At 72.2% G+C, this 24,647-nt stretch carries 22 protein-coding genes; 13 read left to right on the forward strand and 9 right to left on the reverse strand.

What is annotated here, in order from left to right:
• Nucleotides 1-13: 13 nt before the first annotated feature.
• The 5 genes from OG570_RS23265 to OG570_RS23285 all read left to right on the forward strand — a co-directional run bounded on the left by OG570_RS23265 (nt 14) and on the right by OG570_RS23285 (nt 9,453).
• Entirely contained in the window at nt 14-2,635 is a 2,622-nt protein-coding gene (locus tag OG570_RS23265; protein ID WP_442788297.1) for a hypothetical protein, read from the forward strand.
• Between the two features lie 461 nt (nt 2,636-3,096).
• Nucleotides 3,097-8,088 (forward strand): NAD-glutamate dehydrogenase, encoded by a 4,992-nt coding sequence (locus OG570_RS23270; protein WP_326959238.1) that lies wholly within the window; start codon nt 3,097-3,099, stop codon nt 8,086-8,088.
• Nucleotides 8,085-8,504 (forward strand): acyl-CoA thioesterase, encoded by a 420-nt coding sequence (locus OG570_RS23275; protein ID WP_326943449.1) that lies wholly within the window; start codon nt 8,085-8,087, stop codon nt 8,502-8,504. Before OG570_RS23270 ends, OG570_RS23275 begins: the two co-directional genes overlap by 4 nt.
• Nucleotides 8,497-9,132 (forward strand): hypothetical protein, encoded by a 636-nt coding sequence (locus OG570_RS23280; RefSeq protein WP_326943448.1) that lies wholly within the window; start codon nt 8,497-8,499, stop codon nt 9,130-9,132. The genes OG570_RS23275 and OG570_RS23280 overlap by 8 nt, the downstream gene beginning before the upstream one ends.
• A 60-nt stretch (nt 9,133-9,192) precedes the next feature.
• Nucleotides 9,193-9,453, forward strand: coding sequence for a hypothetical protein (locus OG570_RS23285; RefSeq protein ID WP_247055455.1), 261 nt, complete (start codon nt 9,193-9,195; stop codon nt 9,451-9,453).
• A gap of 42 nt (nt 9,454-9,495) precedes the next feature.
• Here OG570_RS23285 and OG570_RS23290 read toward each other — a convergent pair whose 3' ends face one another.
• The 3 genes from OG570_RS23290 to OG570_RS23300 all read right to left on the reverse strand — a co-directional run bounded on the left by OG570_RS23290 (nt 9,496) and on the right by OG570_RS23300 (nt 12,702).
• Entirely contained in the window at nt 9,496-11,121 is a 1,626-nt protein-coding gene (locus OG570_RS23290) for a glycoside hydrolase family 13 protein (RefSeq protein WP_442788298.1), read from the reverse strand.
• A complete protein-coding gene (locus OG570_RS23295) occupies nt 11,121-11,504 on the reverse strand; it encodes a globin (RefSeq protein WP_326960134.1) in 384 nt (127 codons plus the stop codon). Before OG570_RS23295 ends, OG570_RS23290 begins: the two co-directional genes overlap by 1 nt.
• A 190-nt stretch (nt 11,505-11,694) precedes the next feature.
• Nucleotides 11,695-12,702, reverse strand: a complete 1,008-nt coding sequence (locus tag OG570_RS23300; RefSeq protein WP_326959243.1) for a mechanosensitive ion channel family protein — start codon at nt 12,700-12,702, stop codon at nt 11,695-11,697.
• A 357-nt stretch (nt 12,703-13,059) separates the two neighbouring features.
• Here OG570_RS23300 and OG570_RS23305 point away from each other — a divergent pair, with 357 nt between their 5' ends.
• Nucleotides 13,060-13,557 (forward strand): HNH endonuclease, encoded by a 498-nt coding sequence (locus OG570_RS23305; protein WP_326943444.1) that lies wholly within the window; start codon nt 13,060-13,062, stop codon nt 13,555-13,557.
• Between the two features lie 154 nt (nt 13,558-13,711).
• On the opposite strand, the gene OG570_RS23310 is transcribed toward OG570_RS23305, so the two are convergent.
• Nucleotides 13,712-14,083: a hypothetical protein gene (locus OG570_RS23310; RefSeq protein WP_326959245.1), complete on the reverse strand. Its 372-nt coding sequence runs from the start codon at nt 14,081-14,083 to the stop codon at nt 13,712-13,714.
• A gap of 278 nt (nt 14,084-14,361) precedes the next feature.
• On the opposite strand from OG570_RS23310, the gene ctaJ reads away from it, so the two are divergent.
• Entirely contained in the window at nt 14,362-14,619 is a 258-nt protein-coding gene (ctaJ, locus tag OG570_RS23315) for an aa3-type cytochrome oxidase subunit CtaJ (protein ID WP_326943442.1), read from the forward strand.
• Nucleotides 14,606-15,097, forward strand: a complete 492-nt coding sequence (locus tag OG570_RS23320) for a DUF5130 family protein (RefSeq protein ID WP_326959247.1) — start codon at nt 14,606-14,608, stop codon at nt 15,095-15,097. The genes ctaJ and OG570_RS23320 overlap by 14 nt, the downstream gene beginning before the upstream one ends.
• Nucleotides 15,098-15,214: 117 nt before the next feature.
• On the opposite strand, the gene pepN is transcribed toward OG570_RS23320, so the two are convergent.
• Nucleotides 15,215-17,782, reverse strand: coding sequence for an aminopeptidase N (pepN, locus tag OG570_RS23325; protein ID WP_326959249.1), 2,568 nt, complete (start codon nt 17,780-17,782; stop codon nt 15,215-15,217).
• A 161-nt stretch (nt 17,783-17,943) separates the two neighbouring features.
• Here pepN and OG570_RS23330 point away from each other — a divergent pair, with 161 nt between their 5' ends.
• Nucleotides 17,944-18,564, forward strand: coding sequence for a mycothiol-dependent nitroreductase Rv2466c family protein (locus OG570_RS23330; RefSeq protein WP_326959251.1), 621 nt, complete (start codon nt 17,944-17,946; stop codon nt 18,562-18,564).
• Here the strand turns inward: OG570_RS23330 and OG570_RS23335 are convergent.
• Together OG570_RS23335 and OG570_RS23340 are read right to left on the reverse strand one after the other, a co-directional pair.
• Nucleotides 18,561-19,376, reverse strand: coding sequence for an MBL fold metallo-hydrolase (locus OG570_RS23335; protein WP_326959253.1), 816 nt, complete (start codon nt 19,374-19,376; stop codon nt 18,561-18,563). The genes OG570_RS23330 and OG570_RS23335 overlap by 4 nt on opposite strands.
• Complete coding sequence (locus OG570_RS23340; RefSeq protein WP_442788299.1) at nt 19,373-20,095, reverse strand: 2-phosphosulfolactate phosphatase; 723 nt, start codon at nt 20,093-20,095, stop codon at nt 19,373-19,375. The genes OG570_RS23335 and OG570_RS23340 overlap by 4 nt, the downstream gene beginning before the upstream one ends.
• A gap of 45 nt (nt 20,096-20,140) precedes the next feature.
• On the opposite strand from OG570_RS23340, the gene OG570_RS23345 reads away from it, so the two are divergent.
• The gene (locus OG570_RS23345) at nt 20,141-20,614 is read left to right on the forward strand and encodes a ribose-5-phosphate isomerase (protein WP_247055431.1); all 474 of its coding nucleotides are present in this window, start codon (nt 20,141-20,143) and stop codon (nt 20,612-20,614) included.
• Nucleotides 20,614-21,423: an Fpg/Nei family DNA glycosylase gene (locus tag OG570_RS23350; RefSeq protein WP_326959255.1), complete on the forward strand. Its 810-nt coding sequence runs from the start codon at nt 20,614-20,616 to the stop codon at nt 21,421-21,423. The genes OG570_RS23345 and OG570_RS23350 overlap by 1 nt, the downstream gene beginning before the upstream one ends.
• Nucleotide 21,424: 1 nt before the next feature.
• On the opposite strand, the gene OG570_RS23355 is transcribed toward OG570_RS23350, so the two are convergent.
• Nucleotides 21,425-22,258, reverse strand: a complete 834-nt coding sequence (locus OG570_RS23355) for a DJ-1/PfpI family protein (RefSeq protein WP_326959256.1) — start codon at nt 22,256-22,258, stop codon at nt 21,425-21,427.
• 41 nt (nt 22,259-22,299) lie between these two features.
• Nucleotides 22,300-23,130, reverse strand: coding sequence for a hypothetical protein (locus tag OG570_RS23360; protein WP_326959257.1), 831 nt, complete (start codon nt 23,128-23,130; stop codon nt 22,300-22,302).
• 148 nt (nt 23,131-23,278) lie between these two features.
• Between OG570_RS23360 and OG570_RS23365 the strand changes: the two genes are divergently transcribed.
• Both OG570_RS23365 and OG570_RS23370 read left to right on the forward strand, forming a co-directional pair.
• On the forward strand, nt 23,279-24,154 hold the full coding sequence (locus OG570_RS23365; RefSeq protein ID WP_247055421.1) for a TIGR03619 family F420-dependent LLM class oxidoreductase: 876 nt from the start codon (nt 23,279-23,281) through the stop codon (nt 24,152-24,154).
• Nucleotides 24,155-24,159: 5 nt separating this feature from the next.
• Nucleotides 24,160-24,606 carry a nuclear transport factor 2 family protein gene (locus OG570_RS23370; RefSeq protein WP_326959260.1) on the forward strand — a complete coding sequence of 149 codons (447 nt, stop codon included), beginning with the start codon at nt 24,160-24,162 and terminating at the stop codon, nt 24,604-24,606.
• The last annotated feature ends 41 nt before the right edge of the window (nt 24,607-24,647 follow it).

The raw sequence follows: 24,647 nt of genomic DNA on the forward strand, positions 1-24,647 counted from the left end.
GGCGGGTTTCCCCGTGGAAGCCAGCAAGCAGCACTTGACGGGCCCGCTCGCGCCGCCGACCGCCACCTCCGCCGGAGGACGCGCGTCGACGGGCACCGAGAGCGGGCGATCCGCCAATGCCGGGGGAACCCTCTCCGCCGTCGGCCGGCTCATCGAGCGGGCGGACGCGCTGCACCTTCGCGCGCCCGAGCTCGCTCTGGTCCTCGGCGAGCGCGCGGCCGCGCTGGCCGAGGCCGCCGGGGCCGACGAGCAGTGGATCCGGGCCGAGAGCCTGGTCGTGTCCGCGCGCGTCCGGCTCGGCGACCGGCCGGCCACGGTCGGACGGGCGGTCGCGGCGTTGCGCGCGGCCGAGCACGCCGGGTACGGCGACATCGCCGCCCGGCTGCGCATCGACCTCGCCGTCTGCGCCCGCAGCCTGGGCGTGCCGCTGACCGGCCTGTCGGCGCTGCGCCCGGTGCTCACCGACCCGGTCGTCTCGCCGGTGCACCGCGCCGCCGCGCTGACGCACCTGGTCGGCTGCCTCGCGCAGATCGGCCGGAAGTCCGAGCTGGACCGCGTGCTCGTCGAAGCCGACAAGCTCGTGCTGGGCGACGACTCGCTGGGCGCCGACACCCAGTTGCTGGTGCGGGCGCTGCTGCGGGTCGGCACGGCCGCGCACCGGCGCCGCCACGGCGACCTGACCGCGGCGGCCGACGCCGCCCGCACCGGGCTGGGCTTCCTGGAGAAGCTCGACAACCCCTCCGACGACGGCGGGCTCGTCCGGATCCGCCTCGTCCTGCTGCTGGTCGGCACGCTGCTCGACCGCGGTGACAGCGAAATGGCGTACGAGATCGCCGAGCCGATGCTGGCCGAGCCCATGCGCGCCGCCGGCGTCGCGCCCGCGAGCTGGCTGCGGCTGGCCGTCGCGACCCGGATCCACCTGCCGTCGGGCTCCGGCGAGGCCGCGATCGAGCTGGTCCGCGAAGCCGTCGCGAGCACCGACCGGCACGGGCTGTCCGCGGTCACCGCACGGCTGTGGCTGGAGCTGGCGCAGCTGCACGAACGCTTCGGCCAGGCCGAGGAAGCCATCGCGTGCCTCTACCGCTCGCGCGCGGCCGAGCAGCTGTACGCGCGAGCCCGGCGGCAGGCGTGCAACGTCCTGGCCGGCGAGTTCGGCACCGGCGAACCGGCGTCGATCGACCTCGACGAGGTGCTCAAGGCGGTGCCGTCACGGCCGGTCCCGGTCGTCGCGGCCGAGCCCGCCCCGGCGCCGGCCCCCGCCGTGCGCGAACCGGCTGCCCCCGCCCCGCAAGCTCCGGCTTGGTCGTTCGGCAGCCGCGAGCCGGAATCCGGGACGCCGGCGCCCGCGTGGTCGTTCGAACGGCCCCGGGCGACCGCCGACGCGGCCGAGACGACGTTGCTGCCGGCGGTGCGGGACGAACCCGCGCGGCCGGAGCCGGTGGTCGTCGAGCGTCGCCCGGAGCGGCCCGCGACCCGGCCGGAACCGATCGAGGTCCGCTCGGCCGAGCGTGCCCCCCAGCCCGCGGCGCCGGAACCGGCCGAGGTTCGTCCGGCGCGGGAGCGACGCCTGGAACCGAGCGAAGCCCGCGCGGCCGAGCCCGGCCGTCGGCCGGAACCGAGCGAGGCCCGCCCGCCGTGGCAGCGCGCGGGCACGGGCGAGAACCGGGCCGTGGAAGCGCGGCCGCAGTCCCGGGCCGAACGGCGGTCCGCGTCCGAGCCGCGCCTGGATCCCATCGAGGTGCGCTCGGCGAAGCCGGAGTTCCGGTCCGAGCCGGTCGAGGTCCGCCCGGCGCAGCCCGATTTCCAGTCTGAGCACGACGAAGTCCGGTCGAAGCCGGAGTTCGGCTCGGAGTCGGCCGACTTCCGGTCCGGGCGGCGAGCCGCGCCGGAAACCGGCCGGTCGGCCGCGCCCGAGTCCAACGGCCATTCGGCGCCGCAGCCCGCCGCCGAGGCGCCCACCGGAAACGGGAAGGCCAAGTTCTCCTGGGCCGCCGTCGCCGAGGCCCGGCTGCGGGAGACCGCCGCCGAACGGGAGTCGGCACCCACGCGCGTGACGCCGGCCCTGCCGCTCGCGCCCGAACCCGCGGCCGAGCGGGAACCGGTGCGGCGCGAGCCGCAGCCCTCGACCCGGCACGACTCCGAGCACGGTTCGCAGTCGGTGCTGGACCGGCTCGGGATCTCCGCTTCGGGCGGTGGCGGGGGCCGCGGCCGCCGCCGGGCCGAGGACGCCGAAAGCCCCCGCGAGGAGCCGGCGCCCGAACCGAAGCGGCCGGAGGCCCTCGCGCCGGCACCGCGTCCCGAGGACTACAGCGACGACGCCGAGCCGTGGCTGCCGCGGCTGCGGATGCCGCCGTCGCTGGAGCCGATGGAGGACTTCGGGCACTGGACGCCCGCGACGGCGCCGTTCCCGGAGAGCTACGCGCGCGCCATCGCCGAGGACGAGCCGCCGCCGGACGCCGGTCTCGCCGACCTGCTGGCCCGCGCGCTCGCCGAGCACCAGGCGGGCACGGCCAGCGCCGCCGCGCTCGTCAAGCAGCTGGGGTCGGAGGACAACGGCGGCCGTCGCAACGGGCACGGCCGCAACGGCCACGGCGCCGAGGTCCCGGACACCCGCCGGCACGGCTCGTCCGACTGACCCGCTCCGCGCCGACGTCGAACACCGCCACCATCGCCGGGTTCGTGTCGGCCGCAGCGGCGAACGCCGTTCATTCGGTGAGACACCGTCTTTCGTCGCCGACTCGCCGGCGGCCCGGGAGAGTGGGATGCGTCGCACTTCGCTGTCGGTGACCGGCCGTCACCGTTCGCCGAGCGGCTCGGGACCCTCCGTCGCGCGGGTCTGCTGAACCGATCATGTAGCCACCGCGCTGCGCACCGGCCGGTGCGCGCGGCTGGTCAGCGCCGCGGGAAGGCCCGCAACACAACCCGTCAGTAGCTTGACCGATCACGCGAATCCGCAGGCCCATAAGGGTTTTCCGGCGCCCGGCAAGCTCCGGGTCTTCGTGTGTTCCTCCAGCCCGGCGGATTAGTGTGGGGTGGCCGGCGTTCAACGCCGAACCCGGCGCGGAGTCACCCACGCATCTTGGAGAGTTGCCTCGAATGAGCTCGACCGGAGTCTCGTCCCCACCCGGAACCGGAGCCGTCACCGAACCCGAGTTCGGTCCCCCGCGCTCCACCCTCAGCCCGGAGCAGATCAGGGACGACCTGATCGACGCCGCCGCCGGGCTGGCCCCGGAGATCGGCGAGCTCATCCGGCTCTACTACCGGCACATCCCGGCCGAGGAGATCGTCGGCGACGAGCCGGTTAACCTGGTCGGCGCGGTCCGCTCGCACCGGCAGCTGGCCCAGCAGCGGATGCCGGGCCGCCCCGCCGTGCGGCTGCTGAACCCGACCGTCGCCGAGGACGGCTGGGCCCGCGAGGCCACCGTCGTGCAGGTCGTCACCGACGACATGCCCTACCTGGTCGACTCGATCGCCGCCGAGTTCGCCCGCGACGGCGTGCAGGTGCAGCGGATCGTCCACCCGATCGTCGTCGTCACCCGCGACTTGACCGGTGAGCTGCTGGAAGTGCACCCGGACGCGGACCCGGCGCAGCCGCCCGCGAACTCGGCCGCCGAGTCGTGGATGTACATCGAGATCGACTTCGTCACCGACCCGCACCGGGCCCGCGAGCTCGACAACCGGCTCTCCAGCGTGCTGGGCGACGTCCGCGAGGTCGTCGAGGACGCCGAGAAGATGGCCCAGACGGCCTGCCAGCTCGCCGGCGAGCTGGAGACCGACCCGCCGCAGCTGCCCCAGGCCGAGGTCGCCGAAGGCGCCCGCCTGCTGCGCTGGCTGGCCGACGGCCACTTCACCTTCCTCGGTTACCGCCGCTACGAGCTGGTCGAGAACCCGCACCCGGACTCGGACGAGCCGGCCCTGCGCGCGGTGCTGGCCTCCGGCCTCGGCGTGCTGCGCCAGGACAGCCTGGCCGCGCGCGGCCTCACCGCCGGCCCGGACAGCTCGACGACCGCGCTCGCGCCGTCGCTGCTGGTGCTGACGCAGGCGAGCGCGCCGTCGACCGTGCACCGGCCGGTCTACCCGTACTACGTCGGCGTGAAGACCTTCGACGCCGAGGGCACCGTCACCGGCGAACACCGCTTCCTCGGCATGTTCACCACCACCGCGCTGCACGAGAACGTCCTCGACATCCCGGTGGTCTGCGACCGCGTCCGCGAGGTCATCCACCGCGCCGGGTTCCCGATGGAGTCGTTCTCCGGCCAGCGGATGCTCGAGGTGCTGCAGAACTGGCCGCGCGCGGACCTGTTCTCCGCCGACACCGATTCGCTGTACTCCACGACGACCGGCGCGATCACGCTGTCGGACCGCCGCCGGCTGCGGCTGTTCCTGCGCCGCGACCCGTACGGCCGCTTCTACTCGTGCCTCGTCTACCTCCCGCAGGACCGCTACACGACGCGCTCGCGGCTCGCGATGCAGGAAGTCCTGCTCGAAGAGCTCGAAGGCACCCAGCTCGAATACAGCGCCCGCATCGGGGAAACCGTGCTGGCGCAGGTGCACTTCATGGTCCACACCGATCCCGCGCGCGGCCAGGAGCCGGACACCCCGCGGATCCAGGACCGGCTCAACGACGCCGTCCGCAGCTGGGACGACCGGATGGTCGAGGCGGTCCTCGACGAGCGCCGGGAGCGTTCGGACGGCGGCGTCGCGGTCGGGGTCCTCGGCGAGGAGTCGGCGACCGAGCAGGGCCAGCGCTACGCCGGCGTCTTCCCCGAGGGCTACAAGGAGGACTTCTCCGCCGAGGAGGCCCTCTCCGACCTGCGCGCCCTCGACTCGCTCTCCGACGAAGGCGATCTCGCGCTGTCGTTCTACCTGCCGGGCGACGCCGAGCCCGGCGAGCGGCGGTTCAAGCTCTTCCTGCGCGGTGAGGGCGTGACGCTGTCGAAGGTCCTCCCGGTGCTGCAGGCGATGGGCGTCGAGGTCGTCGACGAGCGGCCGTACGAGCTGCACCGCGAAGACGGCGGCCCGTGCTGGATCTACGACTTCGGCCTGCGCATCAGCCAGAAGATGCTGGGCCAGCAGCCGGACGACGCCGCCGTCGCCGAGCTGCGCGATCGCTTCCAGGACGCCTTCGAGGCCGCCTGGCGCGGCGACGCCGAGGTCGACGGCCTCAACGGCCTCGTCCTGCGCGGCGGGCTCACCTGGCGCCAGGCCGCCGTGCTGCGCGCGTACTCGCGGTACCTGCGCCAGGCCGGCAGCGCGTTCTCCCAGGACTACATCCAGAACACGCTGCTGTCCCACACCGAGGTCGCCACGAAGCTGCTGCGGCTGTTCGAGGTCCGCTTCGACCCGTTCCTCTCGGACGCCGACCGCGAGGCCGCGACCGACGGCCTGGCCGGCGAGCTGAACGCGCTGATCGACGAGGTCACCAGCCTCGACGAGGACCGGATCCTGCGCCGGCTGATGGCCGTCATCCGGGCCACCCTGCGGACGAGCTACCACGTCACCGACGCCGAGGGCGCGCCGCGGCCGTACCTGGCGATCAAGCTCGACCCGAGCGGCGTGCCCGACCTGCCCGAGCCGCGGCCGCGGTTCGAGATCTTCGTGTACTCGCCGCGCGTCGAAGGCGTGCACCTGCGCTTCGGCGAGGTCGCGCGCGGCGGCCTGCGCTGGTCGGACCGGCGCGAGGACTTCCGCACCGAGATCCTCGGCCTGGTCAAGGCGCAGGCGGTCAAGAACGCCGTCATCGTGCCGGTCGGCGCGAAGGGCGGCTTCGTCGTGAAGCGCCCGCCGGTCCCGACCGGCGACTCCGGCATCGACCGCGACGCCCAGCTCAACGAGGGCATCGCCTGCTACCGCATGTTCATCTCCGGCCTGCTCGACCTGACCGACAACCGCGTCGAGGGCAAGACCGTGCCCGCGCCGGGCGTCGTCCGGCACGACGCCGACGACTCCTACCTGGTCGTCGCGGCGGACAAGGGCACCGCGAAGTTCTCCGACATCGCCAACGAGATGTCGGCGCAGTACGGCTTCTGGCTCGGGGACGCCTTCGCCTCCGGTGGCTCGGTCGGCTACGACCACAAGGCCATGGGCATCACGGCGAAGGGTGCCTGGGAGAGCGTCAAGCGGCACTTCCGCGAGCTGGGCAAGGACACCCAGGCCGAGGACTTCACCGTCGTCGGCATCGGCGACATGATGGGCGACGTCTTCGGCAACGGCATGCTGCTGTCCGAGCACATCCGGCTGGTCGCGGCGTTCAACCACATGCACGTCTTCCTCGACCCGATCCCGGACGCGGCGGCGACCTACGCGGAGCGCCGCCGGCTGTTCGACCTGCCGCGCAGCTCCTGGGACGACTACGACCGCTCGCTGATCAGCGAGGGCGGCGGCATCTACTCCCGCTCGGCCAAGTCGATCCCGGTCAGTCCGCAGGTGCGCGAGGCGCTCGGCCTCGACGCGAGCGTCACCGCGCTGGCGCCGATGGACCTGATCCAGGCCATCCTGCTGGCGCCCGTGGAGCTGCTGTGGAACGGCGGCATCGGCACCTACGTCAAGGCGGAGACCGAAACCCACGCCCACGCCGGCGACAAGGCCAACGACGCCATCCGCGTCGACGGCAAGCAGCTGCGCGTCAAGGTGTTCGGCGAGGGCGGCAACCTGGGCCTGACCCAGCTCGGCCGGATCGAGTTCGCCCGCGAGGGCGGCAAGATCAACACCGACGCGCTGGACAACTCGGCCGGCGTCGACTGCTCCGACCACGAGGTCAACATCAAGATCCTGCTCGATCACCTGGTGCAGACCGGGAAGCTCGAGCAGGCCCAGCGCAACGCGCTGCTGGAGGAGATGACCGACGAGGTCGGCGCGCTGGTGCTGGCCGACAACTACCGGCAGAACGCGGTGCTCGGCGTCAGCCGGGCGCACGCCGGGCCGATGGTCTCGGTGCACGCGCGGCTCGTCGCGTCGCTGGTCGCCGAGGGCGCTTTCGACCGCAAGCTGGAGGCGCTGCCGAGCAACTCGGAGTTCCGCGAGCTGGAGAAGGCGGACAAGGGCCTCACCTCGCCGGAGCTGGCGACGCTGCTCGCGCACGTCAAGCTGGAGCTGAAGGACGAGCTGCTGGCCAGCGACCTGCCCGATTCGCAGGTCTTCGCCGGCCGGCTGCCGGAGTACTTCCCGAAGCCGTTGCGCGAGCGGTTCGCGCCGGCGATCGGCGAACACCCGCTACGCCGCCAGATCATCACCACGCTGATCGCGAACGAGGTCGTCGACGGCGGCGGCATCTCGTTCGTCTACCGGCTGATGGAGGAGATGAACGCGACGGCGACCGACGCGGTGCGCGCGTACGCCGTCGTGTCGCGGGTGTTCGACCTCCCGTCGCTGTGGAGCGCGATCGACGCGCTGGACAACGTCGTGCACACCGACGTCGCCGATGAGATGACGCTGGAGACGCGGCGGCTGCTCGACCGGGCCGCGCGCTGGTTCCTCACCAACCGGCCGCAGCCGCTGGCGCCGCTGGCGGAGATCAACCGCTTCGGCCGGGTGCTCAACGAGCTGGTGCCGAAGCTCGGCGACCTGCTGCGCGGGCGGGAAGCCGAGTCGGTGCAGGCGAAGGTGGCGGAGCTGACCGCCGGGCACGTGCCGGCCGAGCTGGCCCGCCGGATCGCCTTGCTGCTGCACACGTTCGGCCTGCTCGACGTCACCGAGGTCGCGGAGCTCGCCGAGCAGCAGATCGGCGTCGACGCGACGCACAGCCCGGCCGAGACGGCGGAGCTGTACTACGCGCTGTCGGCGCACCTGGACGTCGACAAGATGCTCACCGAGATCAGCGCGCTCGAACGCGGCAACCGCTGGCACGCCCTCGCCCGGCTCTCGCTGCGCGACGACGTCTACGGCTCGCTGCGGGCGATCACGCTCGACGCGTTGCGGCACAGCGATCCCGGGTCGTCGGCGGACGCCAAGATCGCGCAGTGGGAGAAGACCAACGCCTCCCGGCTGCAGCGGGCGCGCGTCGCGCTCGACGAGATCACCAAGTCCGGCCGCCTCGACCTGGCGACACTGTCGGTGGCGGCCCGCCAGATCCGGAGCACGGTGCGGTGACCTACGTTTCGCTGGTCCGCCCGCGCTGGACGGACATGGACGTCTACGGGCACGTCAACCACGCCAAGATGGTGACGCTGCTCGAAGAGGCCCGCATCCCGCTGCTGTTCGAGGGGGCCGTCTCGGCCGGGCTCGAGCAGTTGCCGAAGGGCATCGTCGTGGTCAAGCTCGAAGTGGGCTACAAGGCGCCGATCGTGGTGACCGGGCAGGAGCTCCGCGTCGACATCGACCTGGCCGAGCTGAAGGCGGCGAGCTTCACGCTGGCCTACCGGGTGCACAACGGGCCGGCCGAGGCGGACCCGGTGGCGGTCACCGCGCAGACGGTGCTGGCGCCGTACGACACCGTCGCGTTGCGGCCGCGTAGGCTCACCCCGGCCGAGTCGGAGTTTCTGAAGCAGGGGTTCGCGGATGCCTGAGTTGTTCGTGCCGGACGCGGCGGACCGCGAGACCCTCGGCGCGTTCGTCGCCCGCGCGGTCCGGCTGGACGGCCAGACGGCCGTCCGGCTGCGCCAGCGCGGCGACGGCGTGGTCGAGGCCTGGACGGCGACGCCGTTCGAGTGCCTGGCGACCCGCGCGGTGGCCGGCGACGTCACCCCCGGCGACGTCACGGTGTCCGGCAACGAGCTGCTCGCCGCGCTGACGGTGGCGGGCGCGCCGCGGATGGACCCGGGCCCGGCCCGCGACCTGCTCTGGCACGGCGAGCTGCCGCCGCGCGGCCCTTGGCCGCTGGTCGACGAGCTCCCGGCGCACGTCGTCGCGGAGCTGGCCGACCGGGGCGTCACGCTGGCCCGCGACAACGCGGGCCCGCACGGCAACCCGCCGGCGTCGCTGATGGACCAGGCGGTGCTCACCGTCAGCGGTGGCGCGCAGGAGGTCAAGGTCCAGATGCGCTGCCTGTTCGCCTTGTCCGGCATGGGTTTCGTGGACTCGGGCGTCGAGGGTGACGTCGTCCGCGTGACGGCGACGGACTCGTGGCTGCGCCTGGACGCGCGCTACGGCGCGATCCTGCGCCGCCGCCACGCGCTGCTGCCGCTGCTGTTCTGAAGCCTTACGGATTCCTTGCGAGCCGGGCGATCACCCGGCCGCGGTGGCACGCTGGGGCTCATGACCCCGGACGACGACCCCACGGCGGACTTCCTCGACGGTGTCCGCGCCGAGGAAACGCCGTGGCGACGCGACCGTCCGGTGGGTGAGAAGGCGCCCGAGGGCGTCGAAAGACCTGAGAGGTGGGGCCGCACGCGTGCGGCGGGCCGGGCGGCTGCCCAGGCGGCGCCCTACCTCCAGGCCGCGGCCCTGGTGGCCTGGCTGGCGAGCGGAGCTTTTGACGACGGTTCGGGCTCGGGTTCGGGCGACCAGTCCGGTTAGTGCGGGTCCGGCGGCCAAGGGCGAGCGAGCCGTGAACCGGCCTCAGACCAGCCAAGCCGCCGAGTCGGCCGGGAGCTTTCCGTCCACCAGCGGACTGCTGGCCAGCAGCACCTCACCCGGCGGCAGCGCGATCGGGCTGGCGGACGTGTTCAGCGCACAAACCAGGCCACCACCCCGCCGACGGAACGCGAAACACCCCGCCGGCGCGCCGTACCACTCCAGCTCGTCGCCGCCGAAGGCCGTGTGGGTCTTGCGCAGCTCGATCGCCTGGCGGTACAGCGAGAGCGTCGAATCGGCGTCTTCTATCTGCTTCTCGACCGTCAGCTCGGCCCAGTCGCCCGGCATCGGCAGCCAGGTGCGCGGGTTGCGGGAGAAGCCGAACGGTGGCAGGTCGCCCTCCCACGGCAGTGGTACCCGGGAGACGTCGCGGCCGAACTCCGCGCCGCTCGTCTTCGCTCGCGGGTCGGCGATGGCCGAAGCCGGGATGTCGACGTTGGCCAGCCCCAGCTCTTCGCCGTTGTACAGGTAGATCGCGCCGGGCAGGGCCAGCTCGACCAGCGCCATCGCCCGGGCGCGGCGCACGCCCTGCGCGCCGCCGCCGTAGCGGCTGACCTGGCGCCAGACGTCGTGGTTGCTCAGCGTCCACGTCGCCGGCGCGCCGACCTTCGCCGGCACGGTCAGGGAGCGCTGGATCGCCGTGCGCATGGCGTCGGCGTCGAAGTGGGTCAGCACCAGCCGGAAGTTGAACGCCAGGTGCAGCTCGTCGGGCCGCAGGTAGCGCGAGAGGCGCTCCTCGTCGGTCACCCAGATCTCGCCGACGGCCATGGTCTCCGGGAACTCGTCGAGCACCTTGCGGATCATCTGGTGGATCTCGTGGACGCCGTCGTAGTCCCAGCGCGGGTCGTAGTAGTCGGTCGGGGTGAACCCGCCGGCCCGCGGGTCCATGTCCGGCAGGCCCGGCGGCTTCGCCATGCCGTGCGCGACATCGATGCGGAAGCCGTCCACGCCGCGTTCGAGCCAGAACCGCAGGGTGCGTTCCAGGTCGGCGGCGACCTCGGGGTTGGCCCAGTTCAGGTCCGGCTGCTGCGGCGCGAACAGGTGCAGGTACCACTGGCCGTCCGGCACGCGGGTCCACGCCGGGCCGCCGAACGCGCTGACCCAGTTGTTCGGCGGGTCCTCGCCGCGCGGGCCGACGCCGTCGCGGAAGACGTACCGCTCGCGCTCGCGGCTGCCCGGCGCCGCCGCCATCGCCGACTTGAACCAGGCGTGCTGGTTGCTGGTGTGGTTCGGCACGACGTCGACGGTGACCTTGATCTTGCGCTTGTGCGCCTCGGTCAGCAGGACGTCGAAGTCGCCGAGGGTGCCGAACATCGGGTCGACGTCGCGCGGGTCGGCGATGTCGTACCCGTGGTCGGCCATGGGGGAGCGGTAGAACGGCGTCAGCCACAGCGCGTCGACGCCCAGCAGCTCCAGGTAACCGAGCCGGGACCGGATGCCCTCCAGGTCGCCGACGCCGTCGCCGTCCGAATCGGCGAACGAGCGCACGTAGACCTGGTAGAAGACGGCTTCCCGCCACCACTCGAGCGCTTTCCGGGGGCCCCGGGTGGCGGAGCCCCCGGCCCGGGGCGAAGCCCCGGATGTTTCGGCGTCCTCCGGCTCGGCTCTCATCAGACGAAGCTGTTCATCATGCTGTGCGCGGCCATCTCCAGGTAGGCCCACAGCTGCTGCCGGTAGGGCTCGTCGAGGTTCTCCTCGTCCACGGCGATCCGGATGCAGCGCAGCCAGGCGTCCCGCTCGATCGGCCCGATCTTGAACGGCGCGTGCCGCATCCGCAGCCGTGGGTGCCCGCGCTGGTCGGAGTAGGTGTGCGGGCCGCCCCAGTACTGCATCAGGAACAGCCGGAAGCGTTCCTCGGCCGGGCCGAGGTCCTCCTCCGGGTAGAGGGGACGCAGGATCTCGTCCCGCGCGACTTCCTCGTAGAACCGCCCGACGATCCGGCGGAACGTGGGTTCGCCGCCCACCGCTTCGTACAGGTTCGCCGGTTCGCTCACTGGTGACACGCCTCCCATTTTGCCCTTCGGCCCAAGGTTCCCGACGCCCGGTACCGCTGCTTCCGAACCGTCGCAAAACCGTTTCCCAGCGTAACGGCGGCGGTCCCGACGACCCCATCGCGACCATCTCCGGCCGAGGGTCGTGAGTGCGTAACAGTGTTAGAACACTGTTACGCACTCACGACCGGTGCTACTCGGACCGACGGCGGCCGTTCTCGAGCACCGACGCCGCCGCCTTGGCCGGGAACAGGCGGCCGAGCGGGGGCTCGAAGCCGGCTTCCTCCAGGGCCGCCAGGAGCTGGCCGCGCAGCGCCCGCTGGACCGCCCACTGCTTGCCCGGGCGGACCTTCACCGTCAGGCGCAGCTGGATGCCCTCCGGGGTGACGCTCTCCACCCCCAGCATCTCCGGCGGCTCGAGCACGTTCTCCCGCAGCAGTTCGCTCGACGTCGCCGTGGACGCGGCCGCCATGAGCACCGTGGACGCGCGCTCGACGTCGGCCGAGTAGCCGAGCGGGACGTCGACGAGCGCGATCGCAAAGCCCTGGCTGGAGTTGCCGACGCGCAGGACCTCGCCGTTGCGGACGTACCAGACCGTGCCCTTGACGTCGCGCAGCGTGGTGATCCGCAGGCCAACGGCCTCGACGGTGCCGGTCGCCTCGCCGATGTCGACGACGTCGCCGACGCCGTACTGGTCCTCGACCATCATGAAGATGCCGGACAGGAAGTCCTTGACCAGGTTCTGGGCGCCGAACCCGATCGCGACGCCGATGATGCCGGCCGAGGCGATGATCGGGCCCAGGTTGATGCCGAGCTCACCCAGCACGAGGATGAACGCGAGCCCGTAGATCAGGAACGTCGACGTCGACTTCAGCACCGAGCCGATGGTCTGCGCGCGCTGGCGGCGGCGTTCGATCACGGCCGAGCCGAGCACCTCGGGGGCGCGCTCACGCAGGGGGCGCAGCAGCGCCGGCAGCTTGCCGCCGGAGCGGGGCAGCCGCGTGACGCGGTTGATCATCCGCTTGATCAGCAAGCGCACCACGAACGCGATCAAGAGGATGAACAGGATCTTCAGCGGCTTGGTGAGGAGCCAGTTCGCCGAGCCGGCCAGCCACGCGTTGTTCGTGACCTCGTACACCTGGGAACAGAAGGTGCTGGAGTCCTTGATGCATGGCGGGTCGGCGGTGAGCAAGGGGGACACAGGGGTTGATCATCCTTCCGATCTCGTCGGTTTCGCCAACTTCGAGTGGATGTTGGGTCGCGGGGATGTGACACGTCTTGTAACACACGTGCGCTGGGGGCCTGTTCTGTGGTCGACTATGCCTACGCCCCTGGAGGTGGTCGAGTGCCAGACCGACAACCCAGCCCCCGCGGCGTCTCCGGCCAAGCCATGGCCGAAGAGACGCCAGAGGTGGTCCTGCGCGCCTATCCGGGGGGAACCGCATCCGGCGGACCCGCCCCGGCCGGGCCGGGGAACCGCCCAGGGGGAACTACCCGCCCGCCCGGTCAGCGTAGTCGAGGCCGGGACCCGGCGGCCCCGTCCTGGGGCCGGCGCCGGGTGCTCCTGCTCAACGCGACCTTCGAGCCCCTGACCGCGCTGCCCCTGCGCCGCGCTGTGGTCCTGGTCATGTGCGGCAAGGCCGAAGTGGTGCACGGCGACCCCGGCGGCATCGAGCTCCACGCCGCGACGCTGTCACTGCCGGTGCCCTCGGTGATCCGGCTCAGCACCTACGTGCGGGTGCCCTACCGCGCGAAGGTGCCGCTGACCAGGGCCGGGCTGATGCACCGCGACCGGTACCGCTGCGCCTACTGCGGGGGGCGGGCCGAGACGATCGACCACGTCCAGCCGCGCAGCCGTGGCGGACCCCACAGCTGGACGAACTGCGTCGCCTGCTGCGCCAAGTGCAACCACCGCAAAGCGGACCGGCTGCTCTCGGAGATCGGCTGGAAGCTGCGCGTCGTCCCGCGGGCCCCGCACGGCCCGCACTGGCGCCTGCTCGCGCACTCCAAGGAGGCCGACCCGCTCTGGCGGCCTTACTTGGGTTCGGCGGCATAACCACGACGCGTTCAGGGGCTCCGGGTGGCGGAGCCCCCGGCTCGGGGCGAAGCCCCAGTTGACGCTGCCCTGAACATGCCGGCGCCCCGGCTGCCTTGCGGCGGCCGGGGCGAGCCGGGGTGCTTGCGCGGTGCGTCCAGGAAGTGCGGAGGGCTCAGGCGGCGAGCGCGAACTCGCTCTGGCAGGTGACGCGGGTGCCCATGGTGACGCGCGTGCCCCGGGTGACACGGGTGCCGCGCGTGACTCGTGTGCCGCAGGTGACGCGCGTGCCGGCCGTCACCCGCGTGCCCATCGTGACCCGCGTGCCGCGGGTGACCCGGGTGCCCCGCGTCACCCGTGTGCCCGCTGTCACCCTGGTGCCCATCGTGACGCGCGTCCCCGCCGTGACCCGCGTGCCGCGGGTGACTCGTGTACCCCGGGTGACCCTGGTGCCCGCCGTCACACGCGTTCCGGGCACGAAGTCGATATCACTGGGTGACGAGGTGGTCTCGGTGATCGCCTGTGCGGGGGTGTGGACGCTGTTCATGGCAAGGCCTCCTGGGACCGGTGCGTGACCTGCTGGGGCTGGGGAGCGGGGCGCAAGGCCCGTACAGGTGAAAAAGCTACGAGGATTTCAAGGCAACGACAAGACGACAGCGGCGGGTGCGGCCGCCTGTACGTTGAGTTGCAACCTTTCGGCCCGACGGTCTTCGCCCCAACGTTCCAGTGCCCGCGCGCCAAGCGGCGGACGGCGCCTGCCTTACGACGAACGGTCGAGTGCGCCGCGCGCGGTGGTCGCGGAGGTCATCCGATACGCTCAGCGCCGTGAACGTTGTCGAGACGATCGTGGTCTTCGCCGTGATCCCGCTGGCCATCTACGGCTTCGCCGGGCTGCTGACGCTCCGGCGCAAGTCCGGTGGCGCCCCGCGGCACCGGCCGGGCCAGGCTTGGGAGTACCCGGCCATGTGGTGGAGCGCCAACCCCGACGGGGTCGGTGAAGGGCACGCGCACGCGGGTGCCGGGAACAGCGTGGTCGCCGCAGGCGCCACTACCGCGGCAGGGGGCGCTCGTGGCAACTGGTGAGCTGACGAAGCGCGTCGACGAGTCCGAACTGGGCTACGGCGAAGCGCTGACGTCCAGCGGCCGCGTGTCGGCCGCCAAGATGTACGAGCCCGCCGCGCCGGCCGGCCCGTTCACCACCCGCCAGCTGGCCCGCCTGGACGAGGCGCTGACGTTCGCGAGCCGGGAGACCGGCCTGGACTTCAGCCTGTACCTCGGCGAGCTGGCCGGCCAGGACAGCCGCGCGACGGCGGAGAGGCTGCACGCCACCACGGCGAACCCGGCCAACTCGGTCCTGATCGCGGTCTCGCCCGGCGAGCGGCTGATCGAGATCGTCACGGGTAAGACGGCCTTCAGCCGCCTGCCCGACCGCGGCGCCAAGCTGGCGATCGCGAGCATGGTGGCGTCGTTCAAGGAGGGTGACCTGGTCCGCGGCCTGGTCAACGGCCTCGCGAACGCGCTTCGCATGTTGTCCGACCAGGCGGGCCCCGCGCCCCGCTGACCCCAGACTTACGAAAGGGCCCCGCACCACCCGGTGCGGGGCCCTTTTTCGTGTGGCGAAGAGCCGTGAAGGCCTCCTTACCGGCTCTTAAGGCCGGTAAGGAGGCCTTCACGGCTTTCAGGCCTGGGCGTCGAAGTCGCGGGCCGCGAGGGCCCGGACGATGCCCGCCCGGCCTTCCGAGACCAGCCGGCGCAGGGCCTGCGAGTGCTCGGTCTCCAGCCACTTGTCGGACGCCTTCACCGTTGCCGGCTCCACGGCCCACGACGGGTACAGCCCGATCGCGATCGGCTGCGCGCGCTCGCTGGAGCGCCGCTGCCACACCTCGTCGATCACCTCGAAGTACTTCCCGACGTACGCGCCGAGCAGTGCCTTCTGCCCCGGGTGCGAGAAGCCCGAGATGAGCGAGTCGCTGACGGCGTTGGTCAGCTCGTCGTCGTGGACCGCGCGCTCCCACGCGTCGGCCTTCGCCTCGGCCGCCGGACGCAGCGCACGGCCGCGTTCGGCCTGGCGGCGCCCGGTCGCGGTGTTGTCGCGGGCCAGCTCGGCGTCGAGCTCCGCGGTGCCCGCCTTGTCGTGCGCGACCAGCGCGTGCAGCAGGCGCCAGCGCAGGTCGGTGTCGACGCTGAGGCCCTCCAGCGGGGCCGAGCCGTCGAGCCAGCCGGCGAGCACCGCGAGGGTCGCCTCGTCGAGCACCGAACCGGCCAGCGAGTTCACGAACGCCAGCTGGTGGTCCGAGCCCGGCTCGGCGCCGCGGACCAGCTCCAGCAGCCGGCCGGTGAACGCCGGCCAGCCGGTCTTGGCCGCCCAGCCCTGCTCGGCGTAGGAGTTCAGCGCGGTCTGGGCCTGCAGCAGCAGCCGCTGCACGACGCCGACCTCGCTCTCGGTGTGGATGCCGCGCTGCACCAGGGTGACGAAGTCGCGGGCCTTTAGCTCGGCCTCGCGGGTCATCTCCCAGGCCGCCGACCAGCACAGGGTGCGCGGCAGCGGCTCGGTGATGTCGGCGACGCGGTCGATCAGCGTGGTCAGCGACACCGGGTCGAGCCGCATCGTGCAGTAGGTCAGGTCGTCGTCGTTGACCAGCACGAGCTTGCCCGCGGCCTGCCCGACCAGGTCGGGCACCTCGGTGCGCTCGCCGTCGACGTCGAGCTCGACGCGGTGGGTGCGGACGATCTTGCCGTTGCCGTCCTCGTCGTAGATGCCCACGGCGACGCGGTGCGTGCGCAGCTCGCCGGCGCCCGGCTTGGCGCCGGACTGCACGACGGCGAACGAGGCGAACGTGCCGTCCGCGCCGATCTCGTAGCGCGGGCTCAGCGAGTTCAGGCCGGTGGTCTCCAGCCACTGCGCGCTCCACCACGACAGGTCGCGCCCGGACGCCTCTTCCAGCGCGCCGAGCAGGTCGGCCAGCGTGGCGTTGCCCCAGGCGTGCTTGCCGAAGTAGACCTTCAGGCCGTCGAGGAAGTGCTCCAGCCCGACGTAGGCGACGAGCTGCTTGAGCACGCTCGCGCCCTTGGCGTAGGTGATGCCGTCGAAGTTCACCTCGACCGCGTGCAGGTCGACGATGTCGGCGGCGATCGGGTGCGTCGAGGGCAGCTGGTCCTGGCGGTAGGCCCAGGACTTCTCGATGTTCGCGAAGCTCGTCCACGCGTTCTTGTACTCGGTGGCCTCGGCCTGGGCGAGCACGCTGGCGAAGGTCGCGAACGACTCGTTCAGCCACAGGTCGTCCCACCAGCGCATGGTGACGAGGTCGCCGAACCACATGTGCGCCATCTCGTGCAGCAGCGTCTCGGCGCGCCGCTCGTAGGCGTAGCGGGTGACGCGGCTGCGGAAGACGTAGTCCTCGAGGAAGGTGACGGCGCCGGCGTTCTCCATCGCGCCCGCGTTGAACTCCGGCACGAACAGCTGGTCGTACTTGGAGAACGGGTACGGCGTGCCGAACTTGTCGTGGTAGAAGCCGAAGCCCTGCTTGGTCTCGGTGAACAGGCGCTCGGCGTCCATGTGCTCGGCCAGCGACGCGCGGCAGTAGATGCCGAGCGGGATCGTCTTGTGGGCGTCGGTGTACTCGTCGCGCCACTCGGCGTACGGCCCGGCGATCAGCGCGACCAGGTAGGTCGAGAGCCGCTCGGACTCCTTGAAGACGGTCCGGACGGCGCCTTCCGGCGTCTCCTCGGCCGACTCGGCGAGCGTGTTGGAGACGACCTTCCAGTCCTTCGGCGTCACCACGGTGAGCCGGTAGACCGACTTCAGGTCGGGCTGGTCGAAGCAGGCGAACATCCGCTTGGCGTCGGCCGTCTCGAACTGGGTGTACAGGTAGACGCCGTCGTCGACCGGGTCGACGAACCGGTGCAGGCCCTCACCGGTGTTCATGTACCGGCAGTCGGCGGTGACCGTGAGCTCGTTCGTCTCGGCCAGGTCCGCCAGCGCGATGCCCCGGTCTTCGACGTAGGCGCTGATGTCGACGTCCGCGCCGTTCAGCGTGGCGGAGTGCACGCGATCGGCGACGAGGTCGACCCAGGTCTGTTCGCCGGCCTTGGCGCTCGCGAACCGGACGGTCGTCTTCGACGCGAAGGTCTTCTCCCCGGGTCCGCCGTGGCCGTCGGTCAGATCGAGCTCGATGTCGTAGCCGGTGACGTCGAGCAGATCCGCGCGCAGCTTGGCGAGATCACGGGTCAGGTTGGGGGCGGGCACAGGCACCTCTGGTCGTGGGATCGGTTTTCAGGCTCCCCGCATCCAATCATGGGTCCGGGGTGCCGGGCGATGAGGGAACAAGCGTGCGCTCCCCGGTGTTGGCCCGCAGTGTGGGGCCCGCCCACACGCCGACGTCGCCTTCACGTGCACAGGAGTACCCGATGACCACTGCCGAGCAGCCCACGAAGGTCGATTTCTACTTCGACCCGATCTGCCCGTTCGCCTGGATCACCTCGCGCTGGATCCTCGAGGTGGAGAAGCACCGCAACCTGGACCTGACCTTCCGCGTGATGAGCCTCTCCTACCTGAACTCGGGCCGGGACGAGCTGCCGCAGGAGTACAAGGACCTGCTGGCGAAGGGCTGGGGCCCGGTGCGCGTGGCCGTGGCGCTGGCGGAGCTCAAGGGCGAAGAGGTGCTGCGCGACTACTACACCGAGTTCGGCACCCGCTTCCACAACCAGGGCAACAAGGACCGCGACGTGGTCATCAAGGAAGCACTGGCCGCGATCGGCGCGCCGTCCGAGCTGTACGACGCCGCCGACTCCACGGAGTACGACGACGCGCTGAAGAAGAGCCACCACGAGGGCATGGACCCGGTCGGCATGGACGTCGGCACCCCGACGATCCACATCGACGGCGTGGCGTTCTTCGGCCCGGTCCTCAGCTCGATCCCGCGCGGCGACGACGCGCTGAAGATCTTCGACGGCGCGGTCGCGCTGGCGAGCTACCCGGACTTCTTCGAGCTCAAGCGCACCCGCACGGGCGACCTGAACTTCGACTAAAGCGTTTTGAGGGCGGCCGAGGTGACGTCGGCGGGGTAGCGGGACGCCGCCACCGCCACCGCCGCCGCCTCGGTCGACTCGCCCCGGCCGACCGCCGCCTTCAGGGCGATCAGCTCGTGCAGGCCGTGGCGGTGGTAGCGGACGAAGTCGGCGTCGACCGGGTCGCCGTGGCCGGGGACGACGACGCGCGGTTCCAGCGCGAGCAGCGTGTCGAGGGTGTCCGGCCACGCCGTCAGGTCCGAGTCGGCGCCGAACGAGAACGCGCTGAAGCCGTGTTCGGCGTTCTCGACGATGTCCCCGGCGAAGACCACTTCGGCGTCCGGCACGTGCACGATGACGTCGTGGTCGGTGTGGGCGCGCCCGGGGTGCAGCAGCACCGCCGTCCGGCCGCCCAGGTCGAGCTCGGTCCGGTCGCTGAACAGGTGGTCGGGCACGACGAACGTCGTCCGCGCGATGGCGTTGGCGATCGCCGCCTTGCCCTCCTCGCGGTAGTAGGCCATCCACTTCTCCCGCGCGCCCTCGGCGTACTCGGTCAGCTCGGCGCGGCAGCCCTCGTGCGCCCAGACCGCGCACGGCAGGAACCGCTCGGTGCCCCAGGTGTGGTCGAAGTGCGCGTGGGTGAACGCGACCGCCCACGGCAGCGCCGTCAGCTGGCGCACGGCCGCCGCCAGCTCGGCGCCCTGGTCCAGGTCGCCCCGGGTGTCGATGACGAGGCAGCGGTCGGCCCCGACGACCAGCCCGACGGTCAGGTCCAGCTCCTCGTACCGCCGCGCGTGCACGCCGTCGGCGACCTCGACCCAGCGACCGGTCATCGCAAGACTCCTTCGTGCAGGACGGGAGCGGCTTCGCTCACGTCGATCTGGGCGGCCAGCGCGACGTCGCCGCCGTGCCCGGCCTCGGTCAGCTCGCGCCCGGACACGCAGTCCGCGATCGCCGCGACGTCCACCGAGCGCGCGGCCAGTGCCGCTTCGGGGGACAGTGTGCGCCCGAACCGGGCCAGCGCGGCGGCGATCGCGCCCGCGCCCACCTGGTCCTCGACGCACGGGCGCAGCGGCCCGAACGTGTCGCCGTGACCGAAGATGTTCACCCCCCAGCGTTCCCCGGCCGCGATGACCCCGACGGGACCGCCCAGCTCGTGCGCCTTCGCGGCCACGGCGGAGGCGTTGCGCAGGCAGCCGGTCAGCACGTGGGCGCCGGTCGACGCGGCGGCGTCGCACAGGGTGGCGCCGTTCGGCGAGGGCAGCGCGAGCAGCGTGCCGGGCGGGATGTCGGTCACCGACGACGGCCGCAGGGTGAACGTGCCCTCGCCGGCGATGACGGCGCCCGCGGCCCGCGCGAGCGCGACGCCGCGTTCGTCGCGCCACCGCACGGGCAGCACCCGGCCGCCGCGGCCGACCACGAGATCCGTGGTGGTGCTGAAGGAAAGCACGTCGACGACCACCAGCACGGCGCATTCCCGGCCGAGCGCGGCCACCCCTTCGGCGCCCCAGTCGAGCCTGACGTCGTGTCCCGACTGCTCCCAGATCCCCACCCCCGGAGCATGCCGGAAACCGGCCGTGATGGCAGACTCCCAGCCGTGCGTGTCTACTTGGGATCCGACCATGCCGGCTTCGAGCTGAAGAACCACCTGGTGGCTCACCTGGAGAAGCAGGGCCACGAGGTCACCGACATCGGCCCGCGGGTCTACGACGCGGCCGACGACTACCCGGCCTACTGCGTCGAGACGGCGCTGCGCGTCGTGGCCGACGAGGGCAGCCGCGGCATCGTCGTCGGCGGCTCCGGCAACGGCGAGCAGATCGCCGCGAACAAGGTGCCCGGCGCCCGCGCCGGCCTGGCCTGGAGCGTCGAGACGGCCAAGCTGTGCCGCGAGCACAACCACGCCCAGTTGATCGGCGTCGGCGCCCGGATGCACACCGCCGAGCAGGCCACCGAGATCGTCGAGGCCTTCCTCGCGACGGAGGTCTCGCCCGAGGAGCGGCACGCTCGCCGCGTGCAGCAGCTGCTGGACTACGAGCGCACCGGCACCCCGCCGGCCCTGCCGGAGGCCTGATGCCCGAGGGGCACACGCTCCACCGGCTGGCCCGGCTGCACAAGCGCCGCTACGCCGGTGCCCCGGTCGAGGTGAGCAGCCCGCAGGGCCGCTTCGCCGCCGAAGCGTCCCGTTTGGACGGTCGGGTGCTCGTCGGCGCCGAGGCGCACGGCAAGCACCTGTTCCACGACTACGGGCCGCACGGGATCGTCCACGTCCACCTCGGCCTGATCGGCATCTTCGGCGAGGGCGAGCTGCCCGCGCCGCCGCCGGTGGGCCAGGTCCGGATGCGCCTGGTCGGCCGGACACAGTGGACGGACCTGCGCGGCCCCAACACGTGCGAGCTGCTGGACCCGGCCCAGGCCGACGCGATCAAGGCGCGTCTCGGGCCCGACCCGCTGCGCCGCGACGCGAAGCCGGACAAGGCCTGGGCGCGGATCTCGAAGTCGAAGGTCTCGGTCGCCGCGTTGCTGATGGACCAGGCGGTGCTGGCCGGCGTCGGCAACGTCTACCGCGCCGAAGTCCTGTTCCGCCACGGCGTCGCGCCGCTGACGCCGGGCCGCGCGCTGGACCGCGCGCTGTGGGACGACATGTGGGCCGACCTGGTGACGCTGATGCGTGACGGCGTCCGCGTCGGCCGCATCGACACGGTCCGTCCGGAGCACCTCCCGGAGGCGATGGGCCGCGCGGCGCGCGTCGACCGCCACGGCGGCGAGGTGTACGTCTACCGCCGCGCCGGCGAGCCGTGCCTGGTGTGCGGGACGCCGGTGGAGACGTCGTCGCTGGTCGGGCGGAACCTGTACTGGTGCCCGACCTGCCAGCCGGCCTGACTCAGAGCCGCTTGCCGAAGACCTTCGCGAACGTGTGCACGTCGCCGGGCCAGCGGGCCGAGACGTAGTTGCCGTCCTCGACGACGAACGCCGGACGCTCGTCGTCGAGCCGGTCGCGGGCCCGGCCGCTCGCCTTCACCCGGTCGGTCGTGTCGAGGAAGTCCGTCGGCCGCGCCAGCGCGCGCGTGACCTCCTGCTGCACCGACATGTACCCCTCGGGCTGCCCCGGTTCCTCGAGGTAGGTGCGGTAGTAGTCCGGGTCCCAGAACCGGGTCCGGCGCGCGAGCCGCCAGGCCGTCCGCTCCAATTGCCAGGTCAGCGCCGTCGTCTTGCGGCCGTGCAGCACCGAACGGCCGGTGGTCGGGTCGACGCTGCGCGCGGCCAGCAGGACACCGTGGCAGATCGCGCCGACCGGCAGGTCGCGGCGGAAGGCGTCGGCGACCACGCCCTGCAGCACGGGGCTTTCGAGGTACTCGCGCATGCCGCGGGCCCGGTGCCCGCCGGGCAGGAGCACGCCGTCGACGTCGTCGAGCTTGATGTCGTCCCAGCGGATCGGGGTGCGCCACGCGGGATCCGCGAGCAGCGCGCGGTGGGCGTCACGCGCGGCCGCGTCGGCGCGCAGCACGCGGCCGAGCGCGGTGAGCTTCTTCAAGCCCGGCACCCGGCTCCACAGGTCGAGGCCTTCGCCGGTGACCATCAGCTCGTCACAGGTGGCCTGCGTGCCGCCGGGTGTCGCGAAGACGACCGTGTGGTCCCGGCTCAGCACCGCCCGGCTGACGGCCACTTCGGACGGGTCCGAGTCCCGGGCCGGGACGGGGATCAGCACTCTCGCCACGGCATCCTCCTGAAGTCGTCCAGGAGGATGCCAGCCGGTGCTCAGAAGTCGAAACCGCCCCCGTCGAAGCCACCGCCGTCAAAGCCGCCGCCGTCGAAACCGCCGCTGCCCCAGTCGCCGCCGCCGCCGTCACCACCGCCGAAGTCGCCTCCGCCGTCACCGCCGCCGCCGTCGCCACCATCGCCGCCGCCGTCACCGCCGCCGGAGTCGAGCGCGTCCTGCTGGCCGGCGTCGTAGCCCGACTCCCAGGCCCCGGCGCTGGCGATGCCGCCCATGCCGGAGAACATCGCGCTGAACAGGAACATCGACCCGAGGCCCCAGGCGCCGGCGACGAGCGCGGGCTTCCACCACGGCTCGCTGTACCAGCCCTGCGGCACCGGCCGGCCGGCCACGCGGCCGCCGGGGTAGTAGTACGGCGTGTCCTGGCCGGCGTCCGGGGAGGCGGCGTAGTGCTGGCCCTCGACGTCGACGTCGCGGCGTTCGGTCACCTTCCCGGCGCGCTCGCGCTCGGCCTCCTCCGGCAGCTGCGGGCCCGGGTCCATGCCCATCGCGACCCGCGCGGCGCGGACGTAGTAGAGGCCTTCGACGGCGGTGTCCTTGACCAGCCGGGCCTGCTCGATGGTGCGGGCCTGCTCCATCTGCGAGCCGGCCGCGTTGTAGCGCTCGCTCGCGTCGGCCATCGCCTGCTGCGACGCGGTGTCCGTGCCGTTGAGGTTGAGGACCTGGCCGCCGAGCCGTTCGACGAGGCGCCGCGCGTCGGCCTTGGCGTCGTCGAGTTCCCGCTGCCGGGCCGCGGCGCGCTGCCGCGAGAAATACAGGCCGCCACCGACGATCACGACGACGAGCACGATCAGGAAGATCGCGGTGCCCATGGACCACTCCCAGAAGCTCGGTGCCCGGTGACCGGAAGTCACCTTGTGATTCGGACAACGCGGACGTTGCGCGGAGGGTTCCCGGGTAGTGATCCGGCCCACCGTCAGGCCTGGCCGAAGAAACTAGAACACGTTATAGTTCCGCGGTATGAAGTTCACCCTGTCGATCGCGATGAACCCGCTTGATCAGCTGGGCGAGCTGGCCCGGGCGGCGGAAGAGGCCGGCTTCGCCGCCATCGCCCTGCCGGACTCGCTCTTCTACGCCGAGACGGTCTCCACAGACTATCCCTACACCCCCGACGGCAGCCGGTTCTGGACCGCCGAAACGCCCTGGGTGGACCCGCTGGTCGCGACCGCCGCCATGGGCGCGGTCACCAGCCGCATCGAGTTCTACACGTCGGTGCTGAAGCTGGGCTCGCGCAACCCGGTGCTGCTGGCGCGTCAGGTCGGCTCGGCGTCGGTGCTCACCGGCGGCCGGTTCGGGCTCGGCCTCGGCGTCGGCTGGCTGCCGCAGGAGTTCGAGTACTGCGGCGTGCCGTTCGAGCGGCGCGGCAAGCGCGTCGACGAGGCGATCGACGTGCTCCGGCTGATCCTCGACGGCGGCATGGTCGAGTACCACGGCGAGTTCTACGACTTCGACAAGCTGCAGATGAGCCCGGCGCCGCCGTCGCGGGTGCCGTTCTACATCGGCGGCCACACCGACGTCGCGCTGCGGCGCGCGGCCCGCGTCGCCGACGGCTGGTCCTCGGCGATGATGAAGCTCGAGGAGCTGCGCGAGACCATCGCCCGGCTGAAGGAGCTGCTGGCCGAGCGCGGCCGCGCCGACGACCCGTTCGAGTACCAGGCCGTCTGCATCGACAAGTTCGGCCTCGACGGTTACCGCGAGCAGGGTGAGGCGGGTGTCACCGACATCATCACGATGCCGTGGGTGTTCGACGGCGTCGGCTTCGACGCCCCGGTCGAACCGAAGCTGGAGTCGATCCGCAAGTTCGGGGCCGAGATCATCGACAAGTTCGGGGAGTGACGGCGATGGGCGTGCAGGTCAGCTGGGACACGGAGAAGGAGCAGCCGCCGGCGCGGCGCGCGGCGCTGGCGTCGATGACGGCGGTGACGGCGGGGGACAAGGACGCGTGGCTGGCGCTGTTCGCGGCCGACGGTGTCGTCGAGGACCCGGTCGGGCCGTCGATGTTCGACGAGACGGGCAAGGGGCACCATGGCCACGACGGCATCAGTGCCTTCTGGGACAAGACGATCGGCAACGTCGAGCGCTTCGAGTTCGTCATCCGCGACTCCCACGCGGCGGGCGCCGAGGTGGCGAACGTCGGCACGATCACGACGTACCTCCCGGGCGGCTACCGCGTCGACACGGACGGCGTGTTCGTCTACCGCGTCGGCGACGACGGCCTGATCACGTCGATGCGCGCGTTCTGGGAGACCGAACGCGCGATGGCCACGGCCCGGCAGGTCACGGAGTAGCTTCTCCGGGACCCGCGCCGGCCCGGTGCGGGCCCCGGACC

The organism is Amycolatopsis sp. NBC_01286, from assembly GCF_035982555.1.
Classification (GTDB): domain Bacteria; phylum Actinomycetota; class Actinomycetes; order Mycobacteriales; family Pseudonocardiaceae; genus Amycolatopsis.